The sequence below is a fragment of the Lysobacterales bacterium genome (genome assembly GCA_016703225.1).
GTDB lineage: Bacteria > Pseudomonadota > Gammaproteobacteria > Xanthomonadales > Ahniellaceae > JADKHK01.
On the sequence record JADJCM010000010.1, the window covers coordinates 102,220 to 118,008 of the forward strand.

Genomic DNA, 15,789 nt, shown 5'->3' on the forward strand with positions numbered 1-15,789 from the left:
TCAGGGGTTGGGGTGGCGGGAGAGGACTTGGGTGTCGAGGTGACCGTCGTGGAGGCGCAGCCGCAGGGCGGCGCTGGGCACGATGGCATGGACGGAGGTGAGGAGGCGGCCCTGGGCGTCGAAGGCGAGGGCGTAGCCGCGGTCGAGGGTGGCGAGCGGGCTGAGTACATGCAGGGAACGGCTTAGACCGGCGAGGCGTTCGGCGTGTTGCGCGAGGCAGTGTTGCAGCGCGGTGAGCAGGCGAATGCGGGCGTGTTCGCTGCGGCGCTTGGCGAGCGCGGCGCGTTCGAAGCCGGCGGCGCGCAGCAGGCGGCTGTGCAGGAGGGTCAGACGTTGCCGATGCTGTGCGAATTGCGGCGCTGGCGCGCGCAGCAGGCGCGCGTGGGCGTGCTGCAGGCGTTCGTCGAGCCGCTTCAGCCACTGCAGCGGATGGCGCGCGCTCAGGCGCAGGTGGGCGCGATCGAGCGCCTGCGCGTCGCGTTCCAGACGGTACTCGGTGGCGCGGTGCAGGCGGCGTACCAGCAGCCTGAGGCGCTCACCGAGCGCGCCGCGATCTGGCACAAGGTGCTCAGCAGCGGCCGAGGGCGTGGCGGCGCGCAAGTCCGCGACGAAATCGGCGATCGTGAAATCGGTCTCGTGGCCGACCGCGGACAGCACTGCCATCGGCATCGCGGCAATGCACCGCACCAGCGCCTCATCATTGAACGCGGCCAGGTCCTCGATCGCGCCGCCGCCGCGGGTCAGCAGCACCACGTCGTGGCGGCCAAGCTGCGCGATCGCTTCGAGCTGGCGGCGCAGCGCAGCCGCGGCCTCGGTTCCTTGCACCAGACTCGGGAACAGATCGACCACGGCCAGCGGAAAGCGCCGCCCGAGCACCGCCAGCACGTCGCGGATGGCAGCGCCCGAGGGCGAGGTCACCACCGCGATGCGCCGCGGGAACGCCGGAAGCGATCGCCTGCGCGTGCTGGCGAACAGGCCCTCGGCCTCGAGCTTCGCCTTCAATTCCTCATACGCGCGCTGCAGCGCGCCCTGGCCCGCAGGTTCGAGGTGTTCGATCTGCAACTGGAACTCGCCGCGCGGCTCGTACAACGTGACGCGCGCGCGCGCCAGAACGTGCTGTCCGTCGCCGGGTGCGAAACGCATCAGCATCGCGCGCGGGCGCCACATCGCGCAGCGCACCTGGGCGCCGGCGTCCTTCAGCGAGAAGTACAGGTGCCCCGACTTCGCGCGCAGAAAGTTCGACACTTCGCCTTCGATCCAGAACAGCGGAAAGTTGCGTTCGAGCGCGGCGCGCACGGCCGCGTTCAATGCGGTCGGCGTCAGCGTCGTGGTCGTCGGGGAGGGTGAATCGCTCACGGTGCAGGGCAGGCCAAGGGGGGCGCCGAGAATACATTCCCGCGCACGGCGTTCGCGGCCGGCGCGAACAAATGTGCCGCTTCACCACTTCGTGCTTGACGCGTCCAGACACTGCAGCGAGATTCCGCAGATGGATGAATCGCCCGTTCCGGCACCGGTGCGCAAGGTCACAGCGCAGGCTCGAGAGCTCGCCTCGCGCGGCTTGATGCTGGTTGATGCCTGGCCGGTGGTCGAGATCGCGCAGCTGTACGAGCAAGTCGACAATCTCGCTGCGGCGGTGGATGTGCCGGGAATCGAAGCGATCACCGCAGCTGCGCTCGAGCTGGCCGTCTATCTCGCTTCGCTGGTCGAAGCCGGCAAGCAGGCCAATGCCGCCGAGCGCGCGCGCGCGCGCGGCTTGCTCGGCCAGCTCGCCGCCATCTGCGGTGCCGAAGCCGCAGCGTCGACCGGCGGTGCACATGCGCTTCGTTCCAGCCAGCATCGTGTCGTCTACTACCTGCGCGCCGACGACCGCGAGTTGCCGGGATTGGTGCAGCAGTTGACCCACGAGCATTTCGTGACCCGAAGTTTCAGCGACCTGAACCGGGCGATGGTCGAGGTGGCGGCGCTGCCCCCGCATGCGCTGGTCGTGGATGAGGGGTTCGTGGCTGGTTTGGCGCGGATGATCGAGGCGGTCGAGCGCAGCAGTGGCGAGGAACACCGGCGGCCGCTGGTGCTGGCGTTGTGCGATGGCGGAGATGTGCGCCAGCGACTTTTTGCCCAGCGTTCCGGAGCCGATGCCGTGCTCGAGGGTGCCGACGCGCTGCACGCCACCGAGCAGGTGATGGGCCTGTTCCTGCGCCGCAGCCGCGAGGATGCGCGAGTGCTGATCATCGACGACGACGCTTCGATGGCGATGTTCTGCGCCACCGTGCTCGGCTACAAGGGCATCACCACGCGAATCGAGCACAACGCGCGCGACGGGCTCGCCGCGCTCGGCGAGTTTCATCCCGACCTGGTGCTGCTCGATCTGTACCTGCCGGACATGAATGGCATCGAGGTCGCCCAACTGATCCGCGAACGACCGGAGATGGCGTTGACCCCGATCGTGTTCATGTCCGGGGAAGAGGACATCGAAAAGCGCTTCGACGCGATCCGCATGGGCGGCGACGATTTTCTGGCCAAGCCGACCAAACCGCGGCACCTGCTGGCATCGGTGACTGGCCGCCTCGCCCGTGTGCGCAAGCTTTCGGTATCGGCGCGCCCGGTGGATGCGGCCGGTGGGCTGCGCCACGGCCGTATCGACCGCGCCACGCTGGTCCACGAGATCGAGCGCGCGCGTCGCGGTGAACTCGGCGAATGCGTCGTATTGCTGATGCTCAGCGTCGACGACGTTCCCGCCTTGGCCAAACGCCTCGGCTTCGTGCGTACCGGCGATCTGGCCATGCAAGTGGGTACCGCCATCGCCAGTGAACCGGCACTCAAGACCGGCGTATGCGCGCTCGGCGATTTCAGTTTCATCTCGCTGCTGACGGTATCTGGCGAGGGCGCCGCGGCGATCGCGACAGAGAATCTGCGCGCACGGCTTTCCGGGCGGGGCTGGATGGATGCGTCGACTGCGGTCAGGGTTAGTTTTTCCATGGGCTGGGCGCGCGCCGACGAACCCGGGGTGACGATCGACGATTTGCTCGGCAGCGTGAGCGATGCGGTGCACGCCGCCCAAGGACAGGGCGGCGGCCGCAGCGAACGCGTGCTGCGCAATCGCGACGAAAACGAAATCGCACCGGAGGTGCGGTTGGCGCACGCCATTCTGCGGCGACCGTTGATCGCGGAGACCACCCAATTCCGTTTTCGTTCGCTGGTGCCGCTGCGTGGCCAGTTGACCAGCCAATACCTGGCTGACTTCGCGCTGGTGGCGCCGAAGGCTTCACACGCGATGCGGATCGAACGCGCGGTGTTCCAGCCGATCGCGTGTTCGCTGAACGTGATGCGCGCGGTCGATCGCTGGCAGGTGCACGCGCTTGGCCGTCGCACCTGCGAGGAATCCGCTTTGCAGCCGGACCTGCGCGTGCTGTTGCCGCTGAGCATCGACAGCCTGCGCGATCCCGGTTTCGCCCAATGGTTGCAGGCCGACCTGCACGGCCTGCACTGCGATGCCGACATGCTGGCGCTGGTCTTCGACGCCACCGCGATGATCGATAATCTGGCCCAGGCCAACCGCGCGCTGGAGGCCATCCAGACCGCCGGGGTGCGCCTGTGCCTGTCCGGATTTACCGACTTCGGCCCCGATCAGCAGCGGCTCTGCCGTCTGCCAAGCATCTACGCCAACCTGATCCCGTGGTCGGCCGCCGGAAAGGACTGGAGCGCGCAGCGCGCGCGCCTGATCGCCGAGTCGATCAAGCACGGCAAGATCGTCGTGGTCGATGGCGTGCATGATCCAGCGCCGCTTGGCGATCTGTTCCGCGACGGCGCGCACTACGTGATCGGCGACGCGCTGGCGCAGTGGAGCGATCGTCTGCGTCCCGCCGGGGCGGTCGCGAAGAGCTGATCGAGGTCATTCCGCAGGCGTTCTTTCGGGCTAGACTCGACTTGCTGTTGTCGTCGTCCTGGCGGCGCGGCCATTCGTGGCTCCGATGGGGAGAAGCATGCGTCCGACCGATCTTCGCAATCCCGACTACTTCCACAAGGTGGTCGATTGCCAATGGGCCTGCCCGGCACATACGCCGGTGCCCGAGTACATCCGCCTGATCTCCGCCGGCCGCCACGACGCCGCGTACATGGTGAACTGGTGGTCGAACGTATTTCCGGGAATCCTCGGGCGCACCTGCGATCGACCCTGCGAACCGGCCTGCCGGCGCAGTCGCGTCGAGGAAGGCAATGGCGAGAAGCCGCAGCCGGTCGCGATCTGCCGACTCAAGCGTGTCGCCGCCGATCACAAGGGTGATGTCGCGCGGCACCTGCCGGCGCCTGCTGCGCGCAATGGCAAGCGCGTCGCCTGTGTCGGCGCCGGGCCGGCGTCGATGACGGTGGCGCGCGATCTCGCGCTCGCCGGTTACGCCGTCACCGTGTTCGACGGCGATCCCAAGGCCGGTGGCTTCATGCGCTCGCAGGTGCCGCGCTTCCGTCTGCCCGAATCGGTGATCGACGAGGAGTGCGGCTTCATCACCGAACTCGGCGTCGAGTTCCGCGGCGGCACCCGCATCGATTCGCTCAAGGACTTGTTGGGGCAGGGTTGGGACGCGGTGTTCGTCGGTTCCGGCGCGCCGCGCGCGCGCGATCTGGAACTTCCCGGCCGCAGCGAAGCCGCGGCGCACATCCATCTCGGCATCGACTGGCTGGCCTCGGTCAGTTTCGGACACGTCGAGAAGATCGGACGGCGAGTGATCGTGCTCGGCGGCGGCAACACCGCAATGGACTGCTGCCGATCGGCGCGACGACTCGGTGGCGACGAGGTCAAGGTCATCGTGCGCTCCGGCTTCGACGAGATGAAGGCCTCGCCGTGGGAGAAGGAAGACGCGGCGCACGAAGGTATCCCGATCCTGAATTTCCACGTGCCCAAGAGCTTCGAGCACGAGAACGGCCAATTGGTGGCGATGACCTTCGAGATCGTGCGCGCAGACTACGACGCCAAGGGCCGGCGCACGCTGGTGCCGACCGGTGCGCCCGATGTGCGTGTCGAGTGCGACGACGTACTGGTTGCGGTCGGGCAGGAGAATGCGTTTCCGTGGATCGAACGCGACATCGGCATCGAGTTCGATCGCTGGGGGCTGCCGGTGCTCGATGCCGCGAGCCTGCAATCGACCGTGCCGCGGGTGTTCTTCGGCGGCGACGCCGCGTTCGGACCGAAGAACATCATCTGGGCGGTCGCTCACGGTCACGAGGCTGCGGTGTCGATCGACAAGTTCCTGCAGGGCGAGGATGTCAACCAGCGACCGCCACCGATGGTGACGCTGGTTTCGCAGAAGATGGGCATCCACGAATGGAGCTACGACAACGAGATCACCCGCGATCAGCGCCAGGTGGTGCCGTGGGTGGCGAAGGAACTGGCGCTGTCCAGCATCAAGGTCGAGGTCGAGCTCGGCTTCGACGCGCAGGCCGCGTGCAAGGAAGCCGCGCGCTGCCTGAATTGCGATGCGCAGACGGTGTTCGTCAAGGACGCCTGCATCGAGTGCGATGCCTGCGTCGACATTTGCCCGATGGACTGCATCACCTTCACCATGAATGCCGACGAGCCCGATCTGCGCAAGCGCCTGAGTGCGCCGGCGCTGAACCTGGCGCAGGACCTGTACGTGTCCGACCACGTCAAGACCGGGCGCGTGATGGTCAAGGACGAGGACGTCTGCCTGCACTGCGGCCTGTGCGCCGAACGCTGCCCGACCGGAGCCTGGGACATGCAGAAGTTCCTGCTCCAGACCCCCAAGGCCGGGCCCGGTTGTCGCAGCAAGACCCCGTTGGGAGCCGCCGCATGAGCCTCCTGACTTCACCGCGTCTTCGACGCGCCGCGTCCGCGGTTCCGTTCGCCCTGAGCTTGTCGAAGGGCGATTGCAAACGGCTCGCACGCTGCAGGTTCGTGGGGTCGGGCTTCGACCAGCTCAGCCCGAACGGCACCCGATGCGGGAGGCACACTGCATGAACGCACTGCTCAAACCTCAATCCATCACCGCCACCAACGACTTCGTCGTCAAGTTCGCCAACGTCAACGGCTCCGGCTCGGCGTCGGCGAACGAGTTGTTCGCGAAGGCGATCCTGCGCATGGGCGTGCCGGTCAGTCCGCGCAACATTTTTCCCTCGAATATCCAGGGACTGCCGACCTGGTACGAAATTCGCGTCACCGAGGCCGGCTGGCTCGGGCGGCGCGGCGGCGTTGATCTGATGGTGGCGATGAACCCGCAGACCTGGGCGGCCGACGTGCGCGAGGTCGAGCCCGGCGGTTACCTGTTCTACGACAACAGCAAGCACGTGCCGGCGTCGAAGCTGCGCAGCGACATCACCGTGATCGGCATGCCGCTCACCGAGATCTGCAACGCCACCTACAGCGACGCGCGCCAGCGCCAGCTGTTCAAGAACATCCTCTACCTTGGCGCACTGTCGGTGATGCTCGACATCGAGCCACAGGTGATCGAGCAGTTGTTCACCGAACAGTACAAGGGCAAGGAAAAGCTGCTCGACTCCAACGTCAAGGCACTGCACCTCGGGCGCGACCACGCCGCCAAGCACATCGGGCGCATCGGCCTGACGGTGCGGCGTGCCGACCAGGTGGGCGAGCGCATCTTCGTTGATGGCAACACTGCCGCCGCGCTCGGCTGCGTCTACGGCGGCGCCTCGGTGTGTGCGTGGTATCCGATCACGCCGTCGAGCTCGGTGGCGGAGGCGTTCCAGTCGTATTGCCAGAAGCTGCGCGTCGATCCGGAGAGCGGCAAGAACCGCTTCGCGATCGTGCAGGCCGAGGACGAGATCGCCTCGATCGGCATGGTCATCGGCGCCGGCTGGAACGGCGCGCGCGCGTTCACCGCTACCTCCGGTCCCGGCGTCTCGCTGATGACCGAGTTCCTCGGGCTCGCCTACTTCGCCGAGGTTCCGGCCACGCTGATCAACGTGCAGCGCGGCGGGCCCTCGACCGGCATGCCGACGCGCACCCAGCAGGCCGATCTGCTCGCCTGCGCCTATGCCTCGCACGGGGACACCAAGCACATCCTGCTGTTCCCGGAAGACCCCAGGGAGTGCTTCGACCATGCCGCCGCGGCGCTCGACCTGGCCGACCGCCTGCAGACCCCGGTGTTCGTGATGACCGATCTCGACATCGGCATGAACCAACGCCTGTGCGCACCATTCGAGTGGGACGACAGCCGCGAGTACGACCGCGGCAAGGTGATGAGCGCCGAGGAACTCGAGGCCGGCAAGGACTTCGGCCGCTATCTCGATGTCGATGGCGATGGCATTCCCTACCGCACCTATCCGGGAACGCATCCGAGCAAGGGCGGCTACTTCACGCGCGGCACCACCCGCGATGCCTACGCTCGCTACTCCGAGGCCGGCCCGGACTACCTGTACAACGTCCAGCGCCTGCTGAAGAAGCTCGATACCGCGAAGACGCTGGTACCGCAGCCGGTGCTGCGCAAAGCGGCGCAGCCGGCGCGCTACGGCGTGCTCTATTTCGGCTCGACCAGCCCGGCGATGGAGGAAGCGCTGGCCGCGCTCGCGGCGATGGATCTGCACGTCGACGCGATGCGGCTGCGCGCGTTTCCGTTCCCGGACTGCGTGCCCGAGTTCATCGCCGCCCACGAGCAGGTGTTCGTGGTCGAACAGAACCGCGACGCGCAACTGCGCAGCATGCTGATCAACGAACTAGAGATCGCGCCGGCGCGGCTGCCGAAGATCCTGCACTACGACGGCACCCCGATCACTGCGCGCTTCATCACCACGGCCATCGCCGAACGCATGCGGACCACTCGCGGAGACCGCGCATGACCTACCTCGCCAAGCCCAAGCTGCACCATCCGAGTCTGGCCCAGAACAAGGTCTGCTACACCCGCCGCGACTACGAAGGCCGAGTCTCGACGCTGTGCGCCGGTTGCGGTCACGACTCGATCTCGGCCGCGATCATCCAGGCCTGCTGGGAGATGGATGTCGAGCCGCACCGCGTGGCCAAGATGTCGGGCATCGGCTGCAGTTCAAAGACGCCCGATTACTTCCTCGGCAACTCGCACGGCTTCAACACCGTGCACGGGCGCATGCCCTCGGTGCTGACCGGCGCCAACCTCGCCAACCGTTCGTTGCTGTATCTGGGCGTGTCCGGCGATGGCGATTCGGCTTCGATCGGCATCGGCCAGTTCGCGCACGTGATGCGCCGCGGCGTGAACATGGTCTACATCCTCGAGAACAACGGCGTGTACGGTCTGACCAAGGGCCAATTCTCGGCGACCGCAGACCAAGGCTCGAAGTCGAAGAAGGGCGCGGTCAATACCGAGTCGCCGATCGACACCATCAGCCTGGCGCTGCAGATGGGCGCCACCTTCGTCGCGCGCGGCTTCTCCGGCGACAAGAAGCAGCTGGTACCGATCATCAAGGCCGCGATCGCGCACAAGGGCGCGGCCTTCATCGATGTCATCAGCCCCTGCGTGACCTTCAACAACCACGCCGGCAGCACCAAGAGTTACGACTACGTGCGCGAGCACAACGAGGCGGTGAACCGCGTCGACTTCATCCCGACCCGGCAGGAGATCGTGGTCGACTACGCCGAGGGCCAGGTGATCGAGGTCGAGCAGCACGACGGCACCGTGCTGCTGCTGCGCAAGCTGCACCGCGACTACGATCCGCACGACAAGATCGGGGCGATGAACTACATCACCAAGCACCAGGCCGAAGGCGAGGTCGTCACCGGCCTGCTCTACGTCGACAACGACTCCGGCGACCTGCACGAGCATCTCAACACCATCGCCGCGCCGCTGAACACGCTCGGCGCAAGGGAGCTGTCGCCGGGCAAGGCCGCGCTGGAGAAGATCAATCAGCGGCTGCGTTGAGCGCCGTCTGGACGCGGACGCATCCGGACCTTCGCGCGGTCGGTGCTGGAGACGGATTGCGGTGCTGGGTCTGGTGGCGGGCACGGCTGCGGCCGGCGAGGTCACGGTCACCGAACACATCGAGTACTACACCGTGCGCGGCAGCAGCGTCGCCGAGCTCGGCGGCGCGCTCGCACGCTCGGGCCCGATCGGCGGAGTGGTCGAGCGACGCGGCAGCGGCCACACGGTGGCGCAGCTGACCTGGCAACACACCGCCTACGCGCATGAGCGCGAGTGTCGGTTGGACGAAGTCCAGGTTGCGGTGGCGACGCGCACGCTGCTGCCGCATTGGGAGCAGCCAAAGCGCGTGGACCGCGGCCTGGTACACCGTTGGGACAGGATGCTCGAAGCCCTGACGCGGCACGAGGCGCGCCATCGCGAACTGGGCCGCGAGGCTGCGGTCGCGGTACTGCAGGCGCTGCGCGAAGTGACCACGGCTTCGGACTGCGACAAGCTGCGCCGACGCATCGACGGGGTCGCACGCCGCATCGTGCGGCGCTTCCGCGAAGCCAATCGCCGCTTCGATCGCGATACCGACTTCGGTATCCGCGACGGCGTCCGCCTCGACCCGTAATCGAATGGACTCACCCCCTCACCGAGGCGTCTAGGCGCCAGGAGTGGTGAACTGCGTGCACCACGACCAAAGTGAGAGGGCGAGCCCATGAACGAGTGTATGGCACGTGTGCGGACGTTGGCGATCGATCTGGCGAAGAGCGTTTTCCAAGTGGCCGGCGAGGACGAGCGAGGCACTGTTGTTTTCGAGGACCGGATCAAGTCGCGCGAGTCGTTTGTCGAGTTCCTGAGGACGCTGAAACCGCCGTTGGTGGTGCTTATGGAGACCGGCCCTGGCGCGCAGTCATGGGCGCGTGAGTTGCAGTCACACGGCATCGAGGTTTTCGTACTACCCGCACAGCGAGTGGAGGAGCATCGCAGCGGCGCCAAGAACGACCGCAAGGACACTTTCGCGATCCTGCGTGCGGGGCGCGACAAATCGATCCACGCAGTTCCGGTCAAGTCGGTGGAGCGGCTGACGATGCAGGCTCTGCATCGGGTGCGTTCGGGGTACGTGTCGCGGCGTACGGCGATCAGCAATCAGATTCGCGGGTTGCTTACCGAGCATGGGCTGGTCTTCGCGCGCGGCGAGATGGCGCTGGTCGTTCGCCTGCGGCAGGTGCTGGAGGATGCGAGCTTGCCCATTCCCTTTCGGCTGCGCGATCTGATTGCGGATCTGTGGGCGGAGTGGGAATGCTTGGGCGAACGCATGGCTGCGCTCGACGCGGAGTTGCAGAGCGTGGCAACAACCGATCCACTGACGCGGCGCCTGATGACGGTTCCTGGTGTAGGGCCGATGACTGCGACCGCATTGGTGTGCAAGGACTTGAATCCAGAACGCTTTGCCAATGCGCGACAATTTGCGGCGTATTTTGGCGTGGTGCCAGATCAGGCGAGCAGTGGCAATCGAATCCGGCTGAGGGGCATGTCCAAGCGCGGAGATGGCTATGTCCGCAGCCTACTGATCAACGGTGCACATGCTGTGTTGCGACAAGTGAATCCGGCGTGCGAGGAAAGAAAACATCCGCAGCGTCTTCGCCGCTGGAAGGAGAAGCTGGGCAGCAAGGCTGCTGCGGTGCGCCTGGCCAATCGCAACCTGAGAATCATGTACGCGTTGCTGAAGAACGGCGGCAGCTACCGCGAGGATGCCGCCATGAGATGAAACCTGCGTTCACCCCGGGCGCTGAGCGCCCAGCCTGCTGCTTCACGCACGAACCACAGGTAAGACCGACGCGGATCGGTGCCTAACACCCTACTGGCCCTTGAGGCCTACACGTAATTGGCAGTCCGCGTGCTCATCCGATGCTGGCCCAGGCGATGCTTCGCCGATCAGAGGCCTGATACATAGACGCAGCCAAGGTCCGTGAAAAAAGCAGCGGTTGACGGAGGGGGTGAGTCCATACATAGGGTGTGCCGAGCGCAGCGAGGCGCACCGCTTCGAACGTCACGCAACCGATGCGCTTCGATGCGCCTCGATCCATAGCCCGTTCGCCTCAATCTCGCCATGCCCGTAGGGTGTGCCGAGCGCAGCGAGGCGCACCGCTTCGAACGTCACGCAACCGATGCGCCTCGCCATGCTCGGCACATTCTACGAGGCCGCGCTCTGGTCCTCACCGCGCCGGCGCTAGTTCCAGGGATCGACCACGAGCGCGCCCGCCAGCTTGAATGGCTTGGTGTCACGTGTGGCCACGGACATGCCGTGCGCCAGCGCGATCGCAGCGATGTAGGCGTCTGCCTGACCAATCACCTGGCCCTTCGACCGGGCCTTCGCCAGGAGTTCGGCATAGGGCGCGGTCGCCGCCAGATCGAAGGCCAGCACGCGGCCGGTGAACAGCGGCAGTACACGGGTTTCGATCCGTTCGCGCAGCGCGTCGCGACGTTTTCCGGCCGGAAGGGACGCGATGCCGACACGCAGCTCCGCCACGGTGATGGCCGAGAGAAACAAGGTCTGGACCGGCTGAGCATCGATCCACGCGATTGCCCTGGGGTCCGGCGCGGGCAGCAGCGGTTCGGAGATCACATTCGTGTCGAGAAGGATCATCTCGATCCGCCTCAGTCGAGGCTGACGTGGCGCGGCGGTGACCGATCCCGCTGCGTGATCCGATCGACCTCGACGTCGGTGAGCCTGGCCTTGCGCGCGATGTCGTGCAGCAGCGAACCCAGCTTGAGGCCGCCTGCGGGATTCACGCTGTCTTCGAGAATGGCTCGCACCTCGGCCTCGGTGCTGCGGCCGTGTGCTGCGGCACGCATGCGCAAGGCGCGATGCACTTCGTCGGGCAGATTGCGTACGGTCAGGGCGGCCATGATGCGGATCCTCGGGTTGCTTGCGATGACAGCATTCTATTGTTCTGACATCATCGCTGCAATTCGCCAGCGATGGTGTCCGCCTCGATCCGTAGGGTGTGCCGAGCGCAGCGAGGCGCACCGCTTCGAACGTCACGCAATCGATGCGCTTCGCTGCGCTCGGCACATCCTACGGAATTGCGCACGGGTTCTTTCGTTGTCGGCTGGCGCCGGAAATTTCCGGTATCTGCCGGCGCGTCGTCGTGAGAACATGGCGGCCATATTTCCACTTGCCGATCCGGGGAACCACGATGGCCGCACCGAACTACGCATTTGCCAAGAAGCAGCGCGAGCTGGCGAAGAAGAAAAAGAACGAAGAGAAGTTGCGCAAGAAGACCGGCAAGAGCGAAGACGGCGACAGCAGCAGCCAGCCCGAAGTCGGCGCGCCGCAACCGCCGAAGCCGCAGGGCAGCTGAAGTCCGCGGCAATCCGACCCTCGAGCGAATGCCGGGGGTCGCTGCACTCCAGTCGGCGCAGGCCTACGGGGCGGCGCAGGTGGCGACGGATTGTTCCGCTGCACTCAGCAAGTTGCTGAGGACTTCGCTGCTGGCACTGGCGAAGGCGTCGGCGAGGGACTGGGCAGCGGCATTGGCTGGCGTCGCGGTCGCGGAGGTCGGGGCCAGTTGCACGGTGCGCGTGCTTGCGCTGCAGCGCAGGGTGGCCGAGGCGGCGACGACCACTTCGCGCGTTCCGCTGGCATCGACGCGCAGCTCGAATCCGGTAAGCCACAGATCCAGCGCACCGATCGCTTCGGTGCCATGGGTGGATCGTGCATGCAGGCTGCGCAGCTGTTCGGCGACCAGTACCGGTGGCGCGTCCACCCAGCGCAGGCCTTCGTGCTGCATCAGCAAGGATCCCTTCGTGACCAGCACGCGGTTGCTCTGCAGGGCGGCGGTGGCCTGGACGATGCCGGGACCGAGCCGGGCTGGCCATTGCAGCGACGGTGCCGAGTCGGCGAGTGGCAGTTGCAGGGTGGTGAGCGGCTCGGGTGTGCGCAGCAGCGCGCAGCCCGAGATCAGTGCGATGCTGAGCAGGGCGAAGAGCCGAGTGGGAAGATCGTGCGATTGAAAATCGCACCCACGAAGAGATGTGGAGCGGGTCACTTGTTCTTCTCCGGAGTGTAGACGGGCAGGGATTCGGCGCCGAGCACGTAGTCGGCGGGGCCCTGGTCGAAGCGCTGGGTGATGCGCACGAGATTTTCGCTGGCCTGTTGCAGCGCCTTCAGCGTCGCCGCCAGTTCGCCGCGCGACTGCTGGTCGAGGCTGTCGAACGTGGTGCGGCCGGCGACGGCGAAGGCATCGACCTCGCGCGCGGCGGAGCGGATGTCGGCGACTGCGGCGCGTGCCTGATCGACCAGACCGCCGTCGGGATCGCCTTCGCGCGCGGCGATGTCGCGTTGCAGCTGCGCCAGCAATTCATCGGCCCGTTTCGCCGCGGAACTGAGGCGATGCTCGAGCTCGCGCGCATCCGCGAGCGCAGTGCGCAGGGTCGGGTAGTCATCCTTCACTTCGCTGCTCACCGTCGCGAGATTGTCGAGCAGGGTCGAGACGCGGCCGATGTTCTCGTCGCTCAGCACCTCGCCGACGCGCGCCATCACTTCCTGCGCGCTGTGCATGGCGCCGCTGCCACCGCTCATCAACTGGCTCAGCGTGGACGGCACCGAATCGATCTCGGGCACCGGCTGGGTGCCGGCCTCGCGCAGCAACTTCGCGGCGGGCGTGCCGCCGAACAGTTCCACCACCGCGACCCCGGTCAGGCCGGTGTAGCTGAGTTGCGCCTTGGTGTCGGTCTTGATCGGCGTGCTCGCGGTCACGCGCACGCGCACGCGCACCTCGCGCGGGTCTTCCGGATCGAGTCGCAACTTGCGCACTTCGCCGATCTGGATGCCGTGGTATTGCACCAGGCCGCCGACGCTGAGGCCGCTCACCGACTCGTGGAACAGCACATCGTATTCCTGGTATTCGCGGTCGAGCTGCAGCTTGCCGAGCCAGAGCACGAACAGCACCAGCGCCGTTGTGACCACCAGCGAGAACAGTCCGATCAGGAAGAAGCGGGCGTGGGTTTCCATCTCAGGTTCCTTGCGTGCGCAGCGTCAGCGCACTTTCGGCACTGCGACCGCGCGGGCCGCGGAAGCACTGTTGAATCCATGGGTGCGGATGCTCACTGATCCGCGCTGGCGTGTCGATGGCGACCACGTGCCGGTCGACCAGCACGGCGACGCGGTCGCAGCAGGTAAAGATCGAGTCGAGGTCGTGGGTGACCAGGAACACGGTCAGGTCGAGGCTCTGCTTCAGCGTCACGATCAGCTCGTCGAAGGCGGCGGCGCCGAGCGGGTCGAGACCCGAAGTCGGTTCGTCCAGAAACAGGATCTCGGGATCGAGCGCGAGCGCGCGCGCGATGCCGGCGCGCTTGCGCATGCCCCCGGACAACTGCGCCGGCACCTTGTGCGCGGCGTCGGCGGGCAGGCCGACCAGCGCGATCTTGAGTCGCGCCAGTTCGTCCATCAGGTCGGCCGGCAATTTCTGGTGCTCGATCATCGGCACCTGGATGTTCTCGATCACGGTCAGCGAGGAAAACAGCGCGCCGTCCTGGAACATCACCCCCCAGCGCCGTTCGATCGCGGCTCGGGTGGCGGCATCGCTGGCACGCAGGTCGGTGCCGAACACGCGCACCGTGCCGGCTGCCGGTTCCTGCAAGCCGATGATCGAGCGCAGCAGCACCGACTTGCCGGCACCGGAGCCGCCGATCACCGCCAGCACTTCGCCGCGGCGCACGTCGAGGTCGAGACCCTCGTGCACGACCTGGGCGCCGAAGCGGTTGCGCAGCCCGCGCACTTCGATCACGGCGGCGTTGTCGTCGGTGGCCATGCTCACAGGTCCAGTTGCATGTACAGCACCGCGAACAGCGCGTCGAACACGATCACCAGGAAGATCGATTGCACCACCGAGGACGTGGTGTGGCGACCGACCGACTCGGCGCTGCCGGAGACCTTGAGTCCTTCCAGGCAGCCGATCGAGGCGATCAAAAACGCAAACACCGGTGCCTTGAGCAGCCCGAGCCAGAGGTAGTACAGCTCGGTGGTGTCCTGCATGCGCACCAGGAACATGGTCCACGAAATATCCAGCGCCATCGCCCCGACCAGGGCGCCGCCGACGATGCCCGAGAGCATCGCGAGGAAGGCCAGCACCGGCAGCATGACCAGAAGCGCGACCAGGCGCGGGATCACCAGCAGTTCGATCGGGTCGAGCGCCAGCGCCTGGATCGCGTCGATCTCCTCGCGGCTGCGCATCGAGCCGATCTCGGCAGTGAAGGCGCTGCCCGAGCGGCCAGCGACCAGGATCGCCGAGAGCAGCACGCCGAACTCGCGCAGGAAGCTGACCGCGACGATCTCGACGGTGAGGATCGAGGCGCCGAAGTCGCGCAGTGCGGTCGCCGACAGGAACGCGACCACGGCGCCAACCAGGAAGCACAGCAGCGATACGATTGGCACCGCGTCGAGCCCGGTGCGTTCCATGTGGTGCACCACCGAAGTCATGCGCAGTTTGCGTCGGCCGTGCAGGATCGCCCAGAAGCAGTGGTTGATCGCGCCGAAGAACGTTGCCAGTTGCAGCGCATGCGCGCCGAAGCCGTGCACCGCCTCGCCGAGTTTGACCAGCCACTCGCGCCAGCTGCTGTGGCGCGCGGCGACGGCAGGTTCGACGCTGGCGCGGTCGGCGACCAGTTGCAGCAGCGCCTGGTGTTCGGGGCGCGCATCGGCGATGCGGGCCAGCGCATCGCGGTAACGGCGACGGCCATCGAGCAGGCGCAGCAGCACCAAGGCGCCGGCCGAATCGAGGGCGTCGAGCCCGGAGAGATCGAGTGTGGCCGGCTTGCGCTTGAGTGCGGCGAGTTGCGCCAGCAAAGCCGGCAGCCCCTGCATCGTGCAGGCGCCGCGGATCGCCAGCACTGCGCCCGTCTCCGTCGTTTCGCGCCAGTCCAGTTGCGCCGTCGTCATGGGCGA

The 15,789-nt window shown here is 66.6% G+C and carries 14 protein-coding genes; 7 read left to right on the forward strand and 7 right to left on the reverse strand.

Features of this window, described 5'->3' with window-relative positions; genetic code table 11:
• Positions 1-1,356 carry an exodeoxyribonuclease VII large subunit gene (locus tag IPG63_18930; GenBank protein MBK6729232.1) on the reverse strand — a complete coding sequence of 452 codons (1,356 nt, stop codon included), beginning with the start codon at positions 1,354-1,356 and terminating at the stop codon, positions 1-3.
• 130 nt (positions 1,357-1,486) lie between these two features.
• On the opposite strand from IPG63_18930, the gene IPG63_18935 reads away from it, so the two are divergent.
• The 6 genes from IPG63_18935 (at position 1,487) to IPG63_18960 (ending at position 10,608) form a co-directional block, all read left to right on the forward strand.
• Positions 1,487-3,883 carry a response regulator gene (locus tag IPG63_18935; protein ID MBK6729233.1) on the forward strand — a complete coding sequence of 799 codons (2,397 nt, stop codon included), beginning with the start codon at positions 1,487-1,489 and terminating at the stop codon, positions 3,881-3,883.
• A gap of 97 nt (positions 3,884-3,980) precedes the next feature.
• Positions 3,981-5,804: an FAD-dependent oxidoreductase gene (locus tag IPG63_18940; protein ID MBK6729234.1), complete on the forward strand. Its 1,824-nt coding sequence runs from the start codon at positions 3,981-3,983 to the stop codon at positions 5,802-5,804.
• 160 nt (positions 5,805-5,964) lie between these two features.
• Complete coding sequence (locus IPG63_18945) at positions 5,965-7,803, forward strand: 2-oxoacid:acceptor oxidoreductase subunit alpha (protein MBK6729235.1); 1,839 nt, start codon at positions 5,965-5,967, stop codon at positions 7,801-7,803.
• Complete coding sequence (locus IPG63_18950; protein MBK6729236.1) at positions 7,800-8,855, forward strand: 2-oxoacid:ferredoxin oxidoreductase subunit beta; 1,056 nt, start codon at positions 7,800-7,802, stop codon at positions 8,853-8,855. The genes IPG63_18945 and IPG63_18950 overlap by 4 nt, the downstream gene beginning before the upstream one ends.
• Positions 8,856-8,916: 61 nt before the next feature.
• A complete protein-coding gene (locus tag IPG63_18955; GenBank protein ID MBK6729237.1) occupies positions 8,917-9,468 on the forward strand; it encodes a DUF922 domain-containing protein in 552 nt (183 codons plus the stop codon).
• 99 nt (positions 9,469-9,567) lie between these two features.
• The gene (locus IPG63_18960; protein MBK6729238.1) at positions 9,568-10,608 is read left to right on the forward strand and encodes an IS110 family transposase; all 1,041 of its coding nucleotides are present in this window, start codon (positions 9,568-9,570) and stop codon (positions 10,606-10,608) included.
• 462 nt (positions 10,609-11,070) lie between these two features.
• Here IPG63_18960 and IPG63_18965 read toward each other — a convergent pair whose 3' ends face one another.
• Positions 11,071-11,487 (reverse strand): type II toxin-antitoxin system VapC family toxin, encoded by a 417-nt coding sequence (locus tag IPG63_18965; protein ID MBK6729239.1) that lies wholly within the window; start codon positions 11,485-11,487, stop codon positions 11,071-11,073.
• 11 nt (positions 11,488-11,498) lie between these two features.
• Positions 11,499-11,750, reverse strand: a complete 252-nt coding sequence (locus IPG63_18970) for an Arc family DNA-binding protein (protein ID MBK6729240.1) — start codon at positions 11,748-11,750, stop codon at positions 11,499-11,501.
• A 290-nt stretch (positions 11,751-12,040) separates the two neighbouring features.
• On the opposite strand from IPG63_18970, the gene IPG63_18975 reads away from it, so the two are divergent.
• Entirely contained in the window at positions 12,041-12,205 is a 165-nt protein-coding gene (locus IPG63_18975) for a hypothetical protein (protein MBK6729241.1), read from the forward strand.
• Between the two features lie 63 nt (positions 12,206-12,268).
• Here the strand turns inward: IPG63_18975 and IPG63_18980 are convergent, their stop codons facing one another.
• From IPG63_18980 to IPG63_18995, 4 genes are read right to left on the reverse strand one after another with little or no spacing between them, the layout of a single operon-like run.
• The gene (locus IPG63_18980) at positions 12,269-12,892 is read right to left on the reverse strand and encodes a hypothetical protein (GenBank protein MBK6729242.1); all 624 of its coding nucleotides are present in this window, start codon (positions 12,890-12,892) and stop codon (positions 12,269-12,271) included.
• Positions 12,889-13,857, reverse strand: a complete 969-nt coding sequence (locus IPG63_18985) for an MCE family protein (GenBank protein ID MBK6729243.1) — start codon at positions 13,855-13,857, stop codon at positions 12,889-12,891. Before IPG63_18985 ends, IPG63_18980 begins: the two co-directional genes overlap by 4 nt.
• A 1-nt stretch (position 13,858) precedes the next feature.
• Positions 13,859-14,656 (reverse strand): ABC transporter ATP-binding protein, encoded by a 798-nt coding sequence (locus IPG63_18990; GenBank protein MBK6729244.1) that lies wholly within the window; start codon positions 14,654-14,656, stop codon positions 13,859-13,861.
• Between the two features lie 2 nt (positions 14,657-14,658).
• Positions 14,659-15,783 (reverse strand): ABC transporter permease, encoded by a 1,125-nt coding sequence (locus IPG63_18995; GenBank protein ID MBK6729245.1) that lies wholly within the window; start codon positions 15,781-15,783, stop codon positions 14,659-14,661.
• Positions 15,784-15,789 lie beyond the last annotated feature (6 nt).

Excerpts from the sequence above, each read along its gene's own strand:
- IPG63_18995 (MBK6729245.1), bottom strand. The coding sequence starts at position 15,783 with ATGACGACGGCGCAACTGGACTGGCGCGAAACGACGGAGACGGGCGCA.
- IPG63_18945 (MBK6729235.1), top strand. The coding sequence starts at position 5,965 with ATGAACGCACTGCTCAAACCTCAATCCATCACCGCCACCAACGACTTC.
- IPG63_18990 (MBK6729244.1), bottom strand. The coding sequence starts at position 14,656 with ATGGCCACCGACGACAACGCCGCCGTGATCGAAGTGCGCGGGCTGCGC.
- IPG63_18970 (MBK6729240.1), bottom strand. The coding sequence starts at position 11,750 with ATGGCCGCCCTGACCGTACGCAATCTGCCCGACGAAGTGCATCGCGCC.
- IPG63_18940 (MBK6729234.1), top strand. The coding sequence starts at position 3,981 with ATGCGTCCGACCGATCTTCGCAATCCCGACTACTTCCACAAGGTGGTC.
- IPG63_18975 (MBK6729241.1), top strand. The coding sequence starts at position 12,041 with ATGGCCGCACCGAACTACGCATTTGCCAAGAAGCAGCGCGAGCTGGCG.
- IPG63_18965 (MBK6729239.1), bottom strand. The coding sequence starts at position 11,487 with ATGATCCTTCTCGACACGAATGTGATCTCCGAACCGCTGCTGCCCGCG.
- IPG63_18985 (MBK6729243.1), bottom strand. The coding sequence starts at position 13,857 with ATGGAAACCCACGCCCGCTTCTTCCTGATCGGACTGTTCTCGCTGGTG.
- IPG63_18935 (MBK6729233.1), top strand. The coding sequence starts at position 1,487 with ATGGATGAATCGCCCGTTCCGGCACCGGTGCGCAAGGTCACAGCGCAG.
- IPG63_18960 (MBK6729238.1), top strand. The coding sequence starts at position 9,568 with ATGGCACGTGTGCGGACGTTGGCGATCGATCTGGCGAAGAGCGTTTTC.
- IPG63_18950 (MBK6729236.1), top strand. The coding sequence starts at position 7,800 with ATGACCTACCTCGCCAAGCCCAAGCTGCACCATCCGAGTCTGGCCCAG.